The 15,358-nt window shown below is 60.2% G+C and carries 15 protein-coding genes; 9 read left to right on the forward strand and 6 right to left on the reverse strand.

Features of this window, described 5'->3' with window-relative positions; all coding sequences use genetic code 11:
- Positions 1-180 precede the first annotated feature (180 nt).
- Positions 181-819: a phosphoribosylglycinamide formyltransferase gene (gene purN / locus CYR52_RS20220; protein WP_101829308.1), complete on the reverse strand. Its 639-nt coding sequence runs from the start codon at positions 817-819 to the stop codon at positions 181-183.
- Positions 819-1,856 (reverse strand): phosphoribosylformylglycinamidine cyclo-ligase, encoded by a 1,038-nt coding sequence (gene purM, locus CYR52_RS20225; protein WP_072930332.1) that lies wholly within the window; start codon positions 1,854-1,856, stop codon positions 819-821. The genes purN and purM overlap by 1 nt, the downstream gene beginning before the upstream one ends.
- A 234-nt stretch (positions 1,857-2,090) precedes the next feature.
- Here purM and upp point away from each other — a divergent pair, with 234 nt between their 5' ends.
- From upp to hda, 3 genes are all read left to right on the forward strand, one after another.
- Positions 2,091-2,717, forward strand: a complete 627-nt coding sequence (upp, locus tag CYR52_RS20230; protein ID WP_101826461.1) for a uracil phosphoribosyltransferase — start codon at positions 2,091-2,093, stop codon at positions 2,715-2,717.
- An 84-nt stretch (positions 2,718-2,801) separates the two neighbouring features.
- The gene (gene uraA / locus CYR52_RS20235; protein WP_072930336.1) at positions 2,802-4,088 is read left to right on the forward strand and encodes a uracil permease; all 1,287 of its coding nucleotides are present in this window, start codon (positions 2,802-2,804) and stop codon (positions 4,086-4,088) included.
- A 117-nt stretch (positions 4,089-4,205) separates the two neighbouring features.
- Positions 4,206-4,913, forward strand: coding sequence for a DnaA inactivator Hda (gene hda / locus CYR52_RS20240; protein WP_072930421.1), 708 nt, complete (start codon positions 4,206-4,208; stop codon positions 4,911-4,913).
- Between the two features lie 6 nt (positions 4,914-4,919).
- On the opposite strand, the gene arsC is transcribed toward hda, so the two are convergent.
- Both arsC and bepA read right to left on the reverse strand, forming a co-directional pair.
- On the reverse strand, positions 4,920-5,273 hold the full coding sequence (gene arsC / locus CYR52_RS20245; protein WP_072930338.1) for an arsenate reductase (glutaredoxin): 354 nt from the start codon (positions 5,271-5,273) through the stop codon (positions 4,920-4,922).
- A gap of 53 nt (positions 5,274-5,326) precedes the next feature.
- On the reverse strand, positions 5,327-6,820 hold the full coding sequence (bepA, locus tag CYR52_RS20250; RefSeq protein WP_072930340.1) for a beta-barrel assembly-enhancing protease: 1,494 nt from the start codon (positions 6,818-6,820) through the stop codon (positions 5,327-5,329).
- 293 nt (positions 6,821-7,113) lie between these two features.
- Between bepA and CYR52_RS20255 the strand changes: the two genes are divergently transcribed.
- Complete coding sequence (locus CYR52_RS20255; protein ID WP_072930343.1) at positions 7,114-8,187, forward strand: AI-2E family transporter; 1,074 nt, start codon at positions 7,114-7,116, stop codon at positions 8,185-8,187.
- A 59-nt stretch (positions 8,188-8,246) separates the two neighbouring features.
- Here the strand turns inward: CYR52_RS20255 and bcp are convergent, their stop codons facing one another.
- Positions 8,247-8,717: a thioredoxin-dependent thiol peroxidase gene (gene bcp, locus CYR52_RS20260; RefSeq protein ID WP_072930345.1), complete on the reverse strand. Its 471-nt coding sequence runs from the start codon at positions 8,715-8,717 to the stop codon at positions 8,247-8,249.
- Positions 8,718-8,719: 2 nt separating this feature from the next.
- Entirely contained in the window at positions 8,720-9,307 is a 588-nt protein-coding gene (locus tag CYR52_RS20265; RefSeq protein ID WP_206602283.1) for a glycine cleavage system transcriptional repressor, read from the reverse strand.
- Between the two features lie 128 nt (positions 9,308-9,435).
- Here CYR52_RS20265 and dapA point away from each other — a divergent pair, with 128 nt between their 5' ends.
- The 5 genes from dapA to CYR52_RS20290 all read left to right on the forward strand — a co-directional run bounded on the left by dapA (position 9,436) and on the right by CYR52_RS20290 (position 15,346).
- On the forward strand, positions 9,436-10,317 hold the full coding sequence (dapA, locus tag CYR52_RS20270; RefSeq protein WP_072930350.1) for a 4-hydroxy-tetrahydrodipicolinate synthase: 882 nt from the start codon (positions 9,436-9,438) through the stop codon (positions 10,315-10,317).
- A 16-nt stretch (positions 10,318-10,333) separates the two neighbouring features.
- The gene (gene bamC, locus CYR52_RS20275) at positions 10,334-11,386 is read left to right on the forward strand and encodes an outer membrane protein assembly factor BamC (RefSeq protein WP_101829309.1); all 1,053 of its coding nucleotides are present in this window, start codon (positions 10,334-10,336) and stop codon (positions 11,384-11,386) included.
- Positions 11,387-11,514: 128 nt separating this feature from the next.
- Positions 11,515-12,228, forward strand: coding sequence for a phosphoribosylaminoimidazolesuccinocarboxamide synthase (gene purC, locus CYR52_RS20280; protein ID WP_072930356.1), 714 nt, complete (start codon positions 11,515-11,517; stop codon positions 12,226-12,228).
- A 210-nt stretch (positions 12,229-12,438) separates the two neighbouring features.
- Positions 12,439-13,293 carry a KPN_02809 family neutral zinc metallopeptidase gene (ypfJ, locus tag CYR52_RS20285; protein ID WP_072930358.1) on the forward strand — a complete coding sequence of 285 codons (855 nt, stop codon included), beginning with the start codon at positions 12,439-12,441 and terminating at the stop codon, positions 13,291-13,293.
- 22 nt (positions 13,294-13,315) lie between these two features.
- Entirely contained in the window at positions 13,316-15,346 is a 2,031-nt protein-coding gene (locus tag CYR52_RS20290; RefSeq protein ID WP_241522438.1) for a tRNA(Met) cytidine acetyltransferase TmcA, read from the forward strand.
- Positions 15,347-15,358: the final 12 nt, after the last annotated feature.

The raw sequence follows: 15,358 nt of genomic DNA on the forward strand, positions 1-15,358 counted from the left end.
TCTTTCTGCGGCTCCGCTGCCGCCACCGCGCAAGGGGCGCGTAGGCGCGCGCCCCTTGCATCCCCGCGCCTTGGGTGCTCCGGCAGAATTATTGGCCGCTCCCGCGGCTCCCCTCCAGCGTCCTCCGGGCTGTTCGGGCCGGGACAGACACGCTGGGAGCGTGTCTGCGGCCGCCGCCCGCTACTCCGCCGCATACCCCTCCGGCGGCAACCTTCCCCCGTCCAGCCAGGCGGCCCCCTCCTGCATGGTCAGGCGGCCACTGACAAACCATTGTGCCACCAGCGGGTAGATCTGGTGCTCCTGCACCTGCACACGGGCCTGCAGATCCTCCTCGCTGTCGCCGTCAAAGACCGGGACTTTGGCTTGGAGGACAACCGGGCCGCCGTCCAGCTCCTCGGTGACGAAATGCACCGAGGTGCCGTGTTCCGCATCGCGGTTGGCCAGCGCCTGACGGTGGGTATGCAGCCCAGGGTATCTCGGCAGCAGGGAAGGGTGGATGTTCAGCATCCGCCCGGCATAATGCCGGACGAACGCCGCGCTGAGGATGCGCATATACCCCGCCAGCACGATCAGATCGGGCGCGTAGGCGTCAATCTGCTCCGCCAGCGCGGCATCAAACGCCACGCGGTCACTGAACTCACGCGCGTCCAGGGCGTGCGCCGGAATCCCCGCCTCGCGGGCGCGCTCCAGCCCATAGGCATCGGCTTTATTGCTGAACACCGCAGCAAGAGATGCGTGGAGACGTCCCTGTTGGCAGGCATCAATCAACGCCTGGAGATTACTCCCCTGGCCGGATACCAGCACCACGATCTTTTTCATCAGCCGATTACCACCTGCTCTGCCGCGTCAGAGGCGTTGATGTGGCCGATTTTCCAGGCTTTTTCACCGGAAGCGGTCAGCAGTTCCACCGCCTGATCCGCCAGTGCCGCAGGCAGGGCGATCACCATGCCGACACCACAGTTAAAGGTGCGGTACATCTCGTGGCGGCTGACGTTGCCCGCCTGTTGCAGCCAGGTAAATACCGCCGGCCACTGCCAGCTCGACTCGTCAATCACCGCCTGGGTATTGGCCGGCAAGACGCGGGGGATGTTCTCCCAGAAACCGCCGCCGGTCAGGTGGGCGATGGCGTGCACATCAATCTGCTCAATCAGGCTGAGGATCGATTTTACGTAGATTTTGGTCGGGGCCAGCAGGTGATCGGCAAGCGACCGGCCGTCCAGCTGTTCGGTGGCGGCATCCGTGTTGCTGACTTCCAGGATTTTGCGCACCAGCGAGTAGCCGTTGGAGTGCGGGCCGCTGGCACCGAGCGCCACCAGCACATCGCCGTCCTGCACTTTGCTGCCGTCGATGATTTCCGACTTCTCCACCACGCCGACGCAGAACCCGGCGACGTCGTAATCTTCACCGTGGTACATGCCCGGCATTTCAGCGGTTTCACCGCCTACCAGCGCACACCCGGCCTGTTTGCACCCTTCGGCAATGCCGGTGATCACGCTGGCGGCCGTCTCCACGTCCAGCTTGCCGGTCGCGTAGTAATCCAGGAAGAACAGCGGCTCCGCGCCCTGAACCACCAGATCATTCACGCACATCGCCACCAGATCGATACCGATGGTGTCATGGCGCTTCAGATCCATCGCCAGACGCAGCTTGGTGCCGACGCCGTCAGTGCCGGAAACCAGAATCGGCTCACGGTATTTTTGCGGCAGCGCGCACAAAGCACCGAAACCGCCCAGCCCACCCATCACTTCCGGGCGGCGGGTCTGCTTCACTACACCTTTGATACGGTCTACCAATGCATTTCCTGCATCAATATCCACACCTGCGTCTTTATAGCTGAGAGAGGTTTTATCGGTCACTGCTGGATCCCCACGGCGGTTTGCGGTTGGTGGTTAAAATTGAGCGCGGCAATTCTAACAGCCCAGGCAAACGTTTGCGAGTGGCTTATGCGGGGGAAAGACGTTTTGCCTTCTATACTGTTAATCGAAAATCAGTTGATCCTGATCAGGCGATTAGCGGTGGCGCGACAAAAAAAAGGCGTTATAATCTCGCGATTTTTTTTTGGCCGTCAACCATCGTAGGGGAGAATAATTATGAAGATCGTTGAGGTAAAACACCCGCTGGTAAAACATAAGCTGGGCCTGATGCGTGAAAATGACATCAGCACCAAACGCTTTCGCGAACTGGCTTCTGAAGTGGGGAGTTTGCTGACCTATGAAGCGACCGCCGATCTGGAAACCGAAAAGGTGACCATTGATGGTTGGTGCGGGCCGGTTGAAGTAGACCAGATCAAAGGCAAAAAAATCACTGTGGTGCCGATCCTGCGTGCCGGCCTCGGCATGATGGAAGGCGTCCTGGAGCACGTCCCGAGCGCACGCATCAGCGTGGTCGGTGTGTACCGTGACGAAGAGACGCTGGAGCCGGTGCCGTACTTCCAGAAACTGGTGTCCAACATTGAAGAACGTATGGCGCTGGTGGTTGACCCGATGCTGGCCACCGGCGGCTCCATGATCGCCACCATCGACCTGCTGAAGAAAGCCGGCTGCACCAGCATCAAGGTGCTGGTGCTGGTGGCCGCCCCGGAAGGGATCGCCGCCCTGGAAAAAGCCCACCCGGATGTCGAGCTGTTCACCGCCTCTATTGATCAGTACCTGAATGAAAAAGGCTACATCGTGCCGGGCCTCGGCGATGCAGGCGACAAAATATTTGGTACCAAGTAAGCATTTAAGCCGGCTGAGAAGTCGGCTTTTTTTTAATTGTTTTCCCCACGCCGTCCATCAATAACACCGTATGAGGATAGAAAGATGACCCGTCGCGCCATCGGAGTCAGTGAGCGCCCACCGCTGCTGCAAACGATTCCGTTAAGCTTCCAGCACCTGTTCGCCATGTTTGGCGCGACCGTGCTGGTGCCGATCCTGTTTAAAGTTAACCCGGCCACGGTATTGCTGTTCAACGGCATCGGCACGCTGCTGTACCTGTTTATCTGCAAAGGGAAAATCCCGGCTTACCTCGGCTCCAGCTTTGCCTTTATTTCGCCGGTGCTGCTGCTGTTGCCGCTCGGGTATGAGGTGGCGCTCGGCGGCTTTATCCTCTGCGGCGCGCTGTTCTGCCTGGTGGCGCTGATTGTGAAGAAGGCCGGCACCGGCTGGATCAACGTGATGTTCCCCCCGGCCGCGATGGGGGCGATTGTCTCGGTGATCGGGCTGGAACTGGCCGGCGTGGCGGCCAATATGGCCGGGCTGCTGCCGGCGGACGGCGCCTCCGTGGACGGCAAAACCGTGACCATTTCGCTGGTGACGCTGGCGGTGACGGTACTCGGCTCGGTGCTGTTCCGCGGTTTCCTGGCGATTATCCCGATCCTGATCGGGGTGCTGGTGGGGTACGCACTCTCCTTCTTTATGGGCGTGGTGGATGCCTCTCCCATCCGCGAGGCGCACTGGTTCGCGCTGCCGACATTCTATTCGCCGCGGTTTGAGTGGGTGGCGATGCTGACCATTCTGCCCGCCGCGCTGGTGGTGATCGCCGAGCATGTCGGCCACCTGGTCGTTACCGCCAACATTGTGAAAAAAGATCTGCTGCGTGACCCCGGCCTGCACCGCTCCATGTTTGCCAATGGCCTCTCCACCATGATCTCCGGCTTTTTCGGTTCCACACCCAACACCACCTACGGTGAAAATATCGGCGTGATGGCGATTACCAAGGTCTACAGCACCTGGGTGATCGGCGGCGCGGCGATTCTGGCGATTTTGCTGTCGTGCGTCGGCAAACTGGCGGCGGCGATCCAGGCGGTGCCGGTACCGGTGATGGGCGGGGTGTCGCTGCTGTTGTACGGCGTGATTGGCGCGTCCGGGATCCGGGTGCTGATTGAGTCAAAAGTGGACTACAACAAGGCGCAGAACCTGATCCTGACGTCAGTTATCCTGATCATCGGCGTGAGCGGCGCAAAAGTGCACATCGGCGCGGCGGAACTGAAAGGCATGGCGCTGGCGACGATTGTCGGCATCTTCCTGAGCCTGCTGTTTACACTGATTGAACGCTTCCGCGGTGAAGAGCAGGTGCTCGAGCCGGAAGAGGACGCCAGACACCACTGAATGGCCCGTTAACCGGGATCCTCCCGTGGGCAGGATCGATCATCGTGCGGCCGCCGGTTCTCCTGGCGGCCGTTTTTATGGTAGACTCCGCGGGTTTTACTGACCGTTTTGGTTGAGGTGCTTCTGAATACGCCGGCGCAGCTTTCACTGCCACTCTATCTTCCGGATGACGAAACGTTCGCCAGTTTCTATCCGGGGGAAAATCCCTCCCTGCTCGCTGCCATTCATACCGCACTGCATCAGGAACACGGGACATACATCTATTTCTGGTCCCGCGTCGGCGGGGGGCGCAGCCACCTGCTGCATGCCGCCTGTGCCGAACTCTCCCAGAAAGGCGAAGCCGTGGGCTATGTTCCGCTGGATAAGCGCGCCTATTTTGTGCCGGAGGTGCTGGAAGGGATGGAGCAACTGGCGCTGGTCTGCATCGACAATATCGAGTGCATTGCCGGGGATGAAGCCTGGGAGATGGCGATCTTCAACCTGTATAACCGCATCCTGGAAACCGGGCGTACCCGGCTGTTTATCAGCGGCGATCGCCCGCCGCGCCAGCTTAACCTGCAACTGCCCGATCTCGCCTCGCGCCTTGACTGGGGGCAGATCTACAAACTGTTGCCGCTGTCGGATGAGGAAAAGTTGCAGGCGCTGCAACTGCGCGCCAAGTTACGCGGTTTTGAACTGCCGGAAGACGTGGGCCGCTTCCTGCTGAAACGGCTGGATCGCGAGATGCGCACCCTGTTTATGACGCTGGATCAGCTCGACCGCGCCTCGATTACCGCGCAACGCAAACTCACGATCCCCTTTGTGAAAGAGATCCTCAGCCTGTAGCGCCGCCTACAGGATCTCCAGTACCTTTTCCGGCGGCCGGCCAATCCGGGCTTTGCCGTTTGCCACCACAATCGGGCGCTCAATCAGCCTTGGGTGATCCGCCATCGCCTGAACCAGTTCCTCCTCACTCAGTGCCGTATCCTCCAGCTTCAGCTCGGTATAGATCTCTTCGTTACGGCGCATCATGTCGCGTGCGGAGGCCAGCCCCAGCTGGTGTACCAGCGTTTGCAGGGTCGCGAACGAAGGCGGCGTCTCCAGATAGAGGATGACATCCGGCTTTATCCCTTGTTGTTCCAGCAATGCCAGCGTTTCACGGCTTTTGCTGCAACGCGGGTTGTGGTAAATCGAAACGGTTTCCATTATCTGCTTCCTTAAAGTCAATGCATGAACCGGCAGGTAAACCTGCCGTAAGGTCAGCCGCGCTGGTACTGGCGGAAGCGCTTTTGCATCTGGCGGAACTGGTCAATGCGTGCGTCATACCGCGCCTGGTCCAGGCTGCCGAGTTTGGCTTGCGCGCTGGCATTGCTCAGCACCTCGATGGCCTGATCGAGCCTGCCCACCAGCGCCAGGCTCTCTGCCCGGGCCGATAACTCCTGTGCCCGCTGGTTATTGGCGGCCGATGCCTGGGCCAGCAGCTCCCAGCCGTTCGGATCGTCCGGGTTAGCGTAAGTATAGCGATTAAGAATGCGGATGGCGTCGGCCGGGCGGTTGCCTTCGGCATAGGCATTCGCCAGGTTAAGCTGAAGCACCGGGTTGCCGCGGGCGGCGTTGGCCTTTTCCAGCCGGGCAATCGCCTGCGGGATCTGTTTCCGGCCGAGGTCGATATCCGTCATCAGATCGAGATACCAGACGTTGCCCGGCTCTTTCGCCAGCAGCGGCGCAAGGGCGCTTGCCGCCTCACCATATTTGTTTGCCTGGTAAAACAAAATGGCCCGGCCGTAACGCGCGGCGGTCTGCTCACGCACGTTGCCCTGTTCCAGCGGTTGCAGGGTGTCCTCAGTCAGGCGGTTCTGTTCACTGCCGTACATGCCGAGAATGCGCACCCTGGCCAGCATAAAGTCCAGCGAAGAGTGCGCCACCACGTGCCCCATCTGGTTGGCGCGGTTGCGGGTGTCGGCGAGGCGGCTGTCCGGCAGCGGGTGGGTGAGCAGCATTTCCGGCGGTTTCGAGGCGGAGCGCGACTGGTCCGCCAGCTTTTGCAGGAAGGTCGGCATCGCTTCCGGGTCAAAGCCTGCGCGTTGCAGCACCTGAATGCCGATGCGATCCGCCTCCTGTTCATTGGCCTGGGTAAAGCTGATCATGCCCTGTTGCGCACCGGCCAGCGTGCCGGTCAGGGCCGCCATCCCGGCCTGCGGGCTGGCCATCGCCAGCAGGATAGAGCCGAGTGCGCCCACCCAGGTGAGCGGGGCGCTGCGCTGCTGGTCTTCCATCGCCCGCGCCAGGTGACGTTGGGTGACGTGGGAAATTTCGTGCGCCATGACCGAGGCGAGCTGGCTTTCATTGTCGGTGTAGCGGAACAGCGCCGAATGCAGCACCACGTTGCCGCCAAAGAAGGCGAAGGCGTTGATCTCGTCATTGTTGATCAGGAAAAAATGGAAGGGTGTGCGCACGGAATAGGCGTGGGCCACCAGCCGGTTTCCCAGCTGGTTGATATACTGAACCAGCAACGGGTCGTTAATTAACGGGGCGCTGCCGCGCAGCTGGCGGACATAGAAATCCCCCATCTGCAACTCCTGGTTGATGCTCAGGGTGCCGCCCGCCGTGGTGCCGATGTCCGGCAACTGGTCAGCCAGCGGGGTGGCGTCTGCCGCCAGCAACGGCGCTGCGGCCGCGGCCGGGAGGACGGCGGAGAGCGACAATGCGCCAATCAGCGCGGCAATAAGCGGTTTTTTCAATGATAAAGCCATGATGCGCGATCCCTTGGTAAAAAATCCTGACGGTAAGCGACGGCGCCGGACGGGCTGCTCCCGCGGCACCTTTGCTGCCCAATGGCGGTAAACGTCTGGCCTGGGAGGTAAAAACAGGCGGGTGTGGCTTTCCGGCGCTCCCCCGGTTGCGTAGACTCCCTGCGGCGTAGCGGGTTCCTGCGCACGCGTGTTTTTCTTATCTTAGCCATCCCCTTGATGCAATGGAACGTTTGCGCGGGGATATATACCGGAAAGTGGGGGGCTGCCCCGGTTTCCGGTCTCTGGAGTGTTGAATGCTTGAGTTGTTATTACAGTGGTACCGCCGCCGGTTCTCCGACCCGGAAGCCATTGCGCTGCTGATTATCCTGCTGGCCGGTTTCTGTATCCTCTATTTTTTCCACGGCATTCTGGCTCCGCTGCTGGTGGCCATTGTGCTCGCCTACCTGCTGGAGTGGCCGACCGCACGGCTTCAGCGGCTGGGCTGCTCGCGTACCTGGGCCGCCAGCATCGTGCTGACGCTGTTTGCCGGGGTGGTGATGCTGGCGCTGTTTGTGATTGCCCCGGCCACCTGGCAGCAGGGGGTGAACCTGGCCACGGATCTGCCGTCGATGCTCAACCATTTCTATGCTTACGCGCAGAGCCTGCCGAAGCGCTACCCGGCGCTGGTGGATGCCGGCATCATCGACATGATGGCCGAGGATGTGCGCACCCGCCTGACGCTGGTGGGCGGGTCAGTGGTGAAATTCTCGCTCGCCTCGCTGGTGGGGCTGCTGACGCTGTCGATTTACCTGGTGCTGGTGCCGCTGATGGTGTTTTTCCTGCTCAAGGACAAAGAGCAGATGCTGAACGCGGTGCGGCGGGTGCTGCCGCGTAACCGCGGGCTGGCCGGGCAGGTGTGGGTGGAGATGAACCAGCAGATCACCAACTATATCCGCGGCAAGGTGCTGGAGATGGTGGTGGTGGGCATCGCCACCTATATCGTGTTCTTTATTATGGAGCTGCAGTACTCGCTGCTGCTGGCGGTGCTGGTGGGGTTTTCGGTGCTTATCCCTTACATCGGCGCGGTGATCGCCACGATTCCGGTGGTGGTGATTGCGCTGTTCCAGTGGGGGCTGGGCGCGGATTTCTGGACGCTGATTATCGCCTATCTGGTGGTGCAGGGGCTGGACGGCAACCTGCTGGTGCCGATCCTCTTCTCCGAGGCAGTGAACCTGCACCCGCTGGTGATCATCCTGTCGGTGATTATTTTTGGCGGCATGTGGGGCTTCTGGGGCATCTTTTTTGCCATTCCGCTGGCGACGCTGGTCAAAGCGGTGGTGCACGCCTGGCCGGACGAACTGTACGACGACCCGGAACACCGGCCATAAAAAAAAGCGCGGGTGCGCTTTTTTAAAAAACAGGGAGACCGCCGGCGTGAAACGGGGCGTTACACGCTGGCCTTCAGGTAATCCATCACGATGTCGTGGTGGTTACTGGTTTTGAATTCATCAAACACCTTCTCGACTTTGCCGTCGCGGCCAATCAGGAAGCTGATGCGGTGGATGCCGTCATAGGTTTTCCCCATAAAGCTCTTTTCACCCCAGACGCCGAATTGCTGCGCCACCAGGTGATCTTCATCGGAAAGCAGGGTGAAGTTCAGCAGCTCTTTTTCGGCAAACCGCGAGAGTTTCTCTGGCTTGTCAGTGCTGACGCCCAGCACCTCCACACCCGCTTTTTTCAGATCATCCATATTGTCACGCAAACCGCAGGCCTGCACGGTGCAGCCGGGCGTCATGGCTTTAGGGTAGAAATAGACCAGGACGCGCTGTCCCTGGAAGTCGGCCAGATTGACCAATTCGCCGTCCTGATCGGGCAGACTAAATTGCGGCGCTGTATCACCGGCTTTCAGTGGGCTCATCACTACTCTCCATCTTTCTCATCATGCTGTGGATAGTTCACCACGCTAATAGTGCCTTGCGCATTCAATTCTGTACATAGCCGGTAAAAGGCCGGTTCAATAATTGATGAGTCTGTGTCAGCAGGGCTGTGCGCGGTGATCTGGATCGACAGCTGGGGCGGGTTATCTCCAGTCGCGGGCTGCGTTTTGGAGGCCAGTTCGGCAATGTTCATCTGATGCGAGTCGAAAAGATCGGTAAAGCGTTCAATAATATGCGGTGAATCCTTCACCTCCACCTTCACCCATACTGTGACCGGCATCGGCGGGCGCCCGTGCGAATGCGTCCGCTTCATTACAATCAACAGCTCCAGTTCGGCCCCTTTCAGCGGCAGGGTCGATTCAATCAGGGCAATGGCATTCCAGCTCCCGGACAGCAGCATGATAAAGGTGAACTCCTCACCGAGCATGGCAAGACGGCTGTCTTCAATATTGCAGCCGCAGCTGCTGACGTGACGGGTAATGGTGTTCACAATGCCGGGGCGGTCAGCGCCCAGCGCGGTGATAACCAGATAGTGTTGTTGTGGCTGCGGCAAAATTGCTCTTCCTGTCATGCTCCGTGGGGTTCCCATGGTAAACATAAAAAAAACCGCCTGCCAAGCGCTTGTAACCAGGTTGTTTGCTTGCTTTTAATGAAGAGTCAAACGTACCATGAGTGACCTGTTTGTGGAGGGGATGGCTAATGTTTACCGGAAGTATTGTTGCACTGGTTACGCCGATGGACGACAAAGGTGCTGTCGATCGCGCGAGCCTGAAAAAACTGATTGATTATCATGTCGCCAGCGGAACCTCGGCGATTGTCTCCGTAGGCACCACCGGCGAATCTGCCACCCTGAGCCACGATGAACACGGTGATGTGGTGATGCAGACCGTGGAACTGGCTGACGGGCGTATCCCGATCATTGCCGGCACCGGGGCAAATGCCACCGCAGAAGCCATCTCTCTGACGCAACGCTTTGAAAAAAGTGGCGTTGTGGGCTGCCTGACCGTGACCCCTTACTATAACAAACCCACGCAGGAAGGGCTGTACCAGCACTTTAAAGCGATTGCTGAAAGCACCGCGCTGCCGCAGATCCTGTACAATGTGCCCTCCCGTACCGGCTGTGATCTGCTGCCGGTGACCGTCGCGCGGCTGGCAAAAATCAAGAATATTGTGGCAATTAAAGAGGCCACAGGGAACTTAAACCGTGTTAGCCAGATCCAAGTGCTGGTTGATGATGAGGCGTTCTGTCTGTTGAGCGGCGATGACGCCAGCGGGCTGGACTTTATGCAACTGGGCGGCAAGGGCGTGATTTCGGTGACGGCCAACGTGGCGGCCCGGGAAATGGCGCAACTCTGTGCACTGGCTCAGCAGGGAAATTTTGCTGAAGCCCGTCGCCTGAACCAGCGCCTGATGCCGTTGCATCAGGATTTATTTGTAGAAGCGAACCCAATTCCGGTGAAATGGGCCTGCAAGGCATTGGGATTGATGGCAACCGATACACTGCGTCTGCCAATGACGCCGTTGACCGATGCAGCCCGCCCGGTGGTGGAGCAGGCATTGAAACATGCCGGTTTGCTGTAACTCTTAGGGAGATTTGATGGTTTATTCATTGCATACGTCGCGTGTAGCGAAAGTCGCGGGGGTATCCCTCGTTCTGCTGCTCGCGGCCTGTTCCAGCGATCAGCGTTATAAGCGCCAGGTGAGTGGTGACGAAGCCTACCTCGATGCGCCTGCGCTGAAAGAACTGAAGGCGCCCGCCGGGATGATTCTGCCGTTGCAGGACGGGACATACGATGTACCGGCTGTGACGCTGAAAGGCGGCGTGGGTAAGCAACTGGATATCCGGCCGCCGGTGCAGCCGCTGCCGTTGCTGAGCGGTTCCCGCTCCCAGCTGGCCGGTGACAGCGTCATGATCCTGCTGGAAAACAGCCCGCAAAACCGCGATCTGTGGGCCAATGTGGTGAAAGTGGTCGAACAGAACGGTTACCCGGTGGCTAACCGCAATGATGCCGGCCAGACACTCAGCACCGACTGGGTGAAATGGAACCGCGCCGATGAGGACTTCCAGTACGAAGGCCGTTATCAAATCACCGTGGCACCGAAGGACTATCAGCTGGCCCTGAGCGTGAAAACCCTGGCACTGCAACAGCAGGGCAACGCGATCACTGCGCCGTCTGAGATCCAGCGTTATAACGGCCAGATGCTGAACAGCCTGGTGGCCGGCCTCGACAAAATCTCGACTGACCTGGAAAACAGCCGGGCAGGGCGTGATACCAGCAGCTTCAATGTCACCAGCGGCAGCGATGATACCGGCCTGCCGGTGCTGGTGGTGCGTGCGCCTTATGCCCAGGTATGGAACCGCCTGCCGAACACGCTGGAGCGCGTCGGCATGACCGTGACCGACAGCAGCCGCCCGCAGGGCACGCTCTCCGTTACCTACAAATCCCTGAGCGACAGTGACTGGGAAGCGCTGGGTGTGAGCGCACCGGAAAACGTGAAAAACGGTGACTACAAATTGCAGGTTGGCGATCTCGACAACCGCAGCAGCTTGCAGTTCATTGATTCCAAAGGACACCCGCTGACGCAATCGGAAAACGATGCGCTGGTGGCGGTGTTCCAGGCCGCCTTCGACAAGGGACCGGCAAACTAATCTGAGGGGCTTCGGCCCCTTTTTTATTGGGCTTCCGGCAGCATGACCGGCACAGATTTTTGTTGCCGCCACCACGACGCAAACGTTACCCTTTATCCCGACGAGTCATATCACTGGAGTAAGTTAAGATGCAAAAGTTAGCTGAGCTGTATCGCGGAAAGGCGAAAACCGTCTACACCACCGAAAATCCTGACCTGCTGGTGCTGGAGTTCCGTAACGATACATCAGCGCTCGATGGCGAACGTATTGAGCAGTTTGACCGCAAAGGCATGGTGAACAACAAGTTCAACCACTTCATCATGAGCAAACTGGAAGAGGCGGGGATCCCGACCCAGATGGAGCGCCTGCTCTCTGATAATGAAGTGCTGGTGAAGAAGCTGGACATGGTGCCGGTAGAGTGTGTCATCCGTAACCGCGCGGCCGGTTCTCTGGTGAAACGTCTCGGGATTGAAGAGGGGCTGGAACTGAACCCGCCGCTGTTCGATCTGTTCCTGAAAAATGATGCCATGCATGACCCGATGGTCAACGAATCCTACTGCAAAACCTTCGGCTGGGTGAATGAAGAGAACCTGGCGCGCATGAAGGCGCTGAGCTATCAGGTGAATGACGTGCTGAGCAAACTGTTTGATGATGCCGGCCTGATCCTGGTGGACTTCAAACTGGAATTTGGCCTGTTCAACGGCGAAGTGGTACTGGGCGACGAGTTTTCCCCGGACGGCAGCCGCCTGTGGGACAAAGCCACCCTCAACAAAATGGACAAAGACCGTTTCCGCCAGAGCCTGGGCGGCGTGATTGAAGCCTATGAGGATGTCGCCAGACGTATCGGCGTTCAGCTGGACTAACCACGCAATCGATTACCCTGCTCCTGATTTCCCCGCGGGCGGCCTTGATGGCCGCCCGTTTGTTTTCGGCGGTTCCCCGGCAGGCGAGGCACACCTCACCCGGCGGGATTTAAGCTAAGCTAAAGTGTGATGACTCCGAGGGTTATCAACGATTATTAATAACGATCATCATTAACAGAAATGGGTGTTAAAACGCCGGGGAGCAGGGTTATGCGTTGGCAAGGGAGACGTGAAAGTGACAATGTGGAAGATCGCCGCGGCGCCAGTTCAGGTGGCGGCGGCGGGTTCCGCGTACCAATGGGCGGCAAAGGCGGCATTATTATTGTGGTGGTGGTGCTGATCGCCGGCTATTACGGCATTGACCTGACTCCGCTGCTGGGCGGCGGCGGGCAACAACAAATAAGCCAGACGCAGACCATCAGCCCGCAGGATGATGAGATGGCAAAATTCACATCGGTGATCCTCGCGTCGACGGAAGATACCTGGAACACGATTTTCCAGCAGGAGGGAAAACAGTATCGTGAGCCGAAACTGGTGATGTATCGCGGCATGACCCGCACCGGCTGCGGCACCGGCCAGTCAGTGATGGGGCCGTTCTACTGCCCGGCAGACAGCACCGTGTATGTGGATCTCTCGTTCTATCAGGAACTGAAAGATAAGCTGGGTGCCGACGGGGATTTCGCCCAAGGGTATGTGGTGGCGCATGAAGTCGGCCACCATGTGCAGAACCTGCTGGGCATTGAGCGCAAAGTGCGTGAAATGCAGCAGGGCGCGTCTGAAACGCAGGTCAACCATCTCTCTGTGAGGCTGGAGTTGCAGGCGGACTGCTTCGCCGGTGTCTGGGGCCATGCCATGCAGGAGCAGCAGGTACTGGAAGCGGGCGATTTGCAGGAGGCGCTGAACGCCGCGCAGGCAATCGGTGATGACCGCTTGCAGCAACAGAGCCAGGGCCGGGTGGTGCCGGACAGCTTTACCCACGGCACCTCAGAGCAGCGCTACACCTGGTTCAAACGCGGTTTTGACAGCGGAAACTATAAGGAGTGTGATACCTTTGCCGCCCGATAATTTATGACGCGGCAGGCAGGGTATGATCACCGACATCCTCAACGCACAGCACGCCATGCAGCAGGCCGGTATTCGCCGCCTGCTGGTGCTGAGCGGCGAACGCACATGGTGCCTGGCGCAGGCTGGGGCTATCGCCTCAGCGCTGGCCGCCGATGTGTTGTGGATGACACCCGATCCCGCGCTGCCGCAGGCTCTTCCCCCGTCGCGGGCCAGGGGGCTGCTCGGCCGTGAACGCCAACATGCGGTGTTTGATGCAACCCAGGGCCTGGACGCCGAGGCGCTGGCAGCACTTGCCGGATGCCTGGCCGCCGGCAGCTGGTTGCTGTTGCTGGTGCCGCCGTGGGATCGCTGGCCGCACCAGCCGGACAGTGACAGTGTGCGCTGGAGCGAACAGCCGCAGCCTATCCCCACACCGCATTTTGTGGCTCACCTTACCCGCCTGCTGGAAAACGATGCAGAAACCCTGCTCTGGCGGCAGGGCGAGCCGTTTGTTCTGCCGGCATGGGCAGCCCGCCCGGCATGGCAGCGGCCGGACGGCGGCCCGACCGCCGGGCAGCAGCAACTCCTGGCCCGCCTGCAACAGGCTGACGCCGGCGTTTGGGTGGTGACGGCGGCGCGAGGCCGCGGCAAATCGGCGCTGGCAGGGATGCTGGCTGCTTCCCAGCCGGGCCATTGCCTGCTAACCGCGCCCAGCCGTGAGGCCGCAGAAACGTTAAGCCAATGGGCAGGCGACGACCTGCCGTTTATGGCCCCCGATGCGTTGCTGGCGGCCTGCCGGCGTCAGCCCCCGGCACACCGCGGCTGGTTGCTGATTGATGAGGCAGCGGCCATTCCGGCACCGTTGCTGCACGCGCTGATCGCCTTTTTCCCCCAGGTTTTGCTGACGACCACCGTTCAGGGCTATGAAGGCACCGGGCGCGGCTTCCTGCTGAAATTTTGTGCTGACCTGCCGTGCTGGCACGATCTCAGGCTCACCCAGCCGGTTCGCTGGGCGGAAGGGGATCCGCTGGAGGCCCTGCTGGATGCGGCCCTGCTGATGGCGGATTCTCCGGTGCCCGACAGCACACCGGCAGCGCCCTGTACGCTGATGCCAGTGCCGCAGGCGTCCTGGCCTGAAAACCCCACGTTACTGGCCGACTTCTACGGGTTACTCAGCGCCGCCCATTACCGTACCTCTCCGCTCGATTTACGCCGGTTACTGGATGCACCAGGCCAGCATGTGATGGCCGCCTGGGATCAGCAGCAGGTGCATGGTGCGCTGTGGCTGGTGGAAGAGGGCGGATTACCCGAGGCGCTGGCGCACGAGGTATGGGCCGGTCGCCGCCGCCCGCGCGGCAGCCTGATCGCCCAGTCGCTGGCCGCACACGGCGGCCAGTGGCAGGCACCGGTGCTGCGCTCACGCCGCATCAGCCGCATTGCCGTAACGGCGGGCCAGCGTCGTCATGGGCTGGGCACCCGGCTGGTACAGGAACAGATCGCACGTGCGCATGCTGATGGGGCCGATTTCCTGTCAGTCAGCTTTGGTTTTACCGAGCCTTTATGGGCCTTCTGGCAGCAGTGCGGTTTTCGTCTGGCGCGTATCGGCAGCCAGCGTGAGGCAAGCAGCGGCTGTTATGCCGCGATGGCCTTATTGCCGCTCTCAGACGCCGGACATGCCCTGGCACAACAGGCCGCGTTGCGGTTCAACCGGGACTGGCCGTGGCTGGCGGCACGGGTTGACCTGCCGCTGCCGCAGGCAAACCACGTTTCACAAACACTGGATGATGAAGACTGGCGTGAACTGGCGGGCTTTGCGTTTGCCCACCGCCCGCTGGAGGCGAGCCTGGGTGCGCTGCAACGCCTGTTGCTGCACTCAGCCCTGCCGTTGCCGGCGCTGCGGGCGCATTTGCAGCAGGGTCAGGAGGTGGCGTCTCTCTGCGCGCAATTTTCGCTGCCGGGGCGCAAAGCCCTGTTAGTGCGTTGGCGTCAGGAGACGGCCAACGCCCTGGCGGCGTGTGATCCCGCTGCCTGCCGGCACGCACAGGCGTGGGCGGCGGCATGGCCGGGCGTATAACGCATTTACGCC

Source organism: Chimaeribacter arupi (assembly GCF_002858805.1).
Classification (GTDB): domain Bacteria; phylum Pseudomonadota; class Gammaproteobacteria; order Enterobacterales; family Enterobacteriaceae; genus Chimaeribacter; species Chimaeribacter arupi.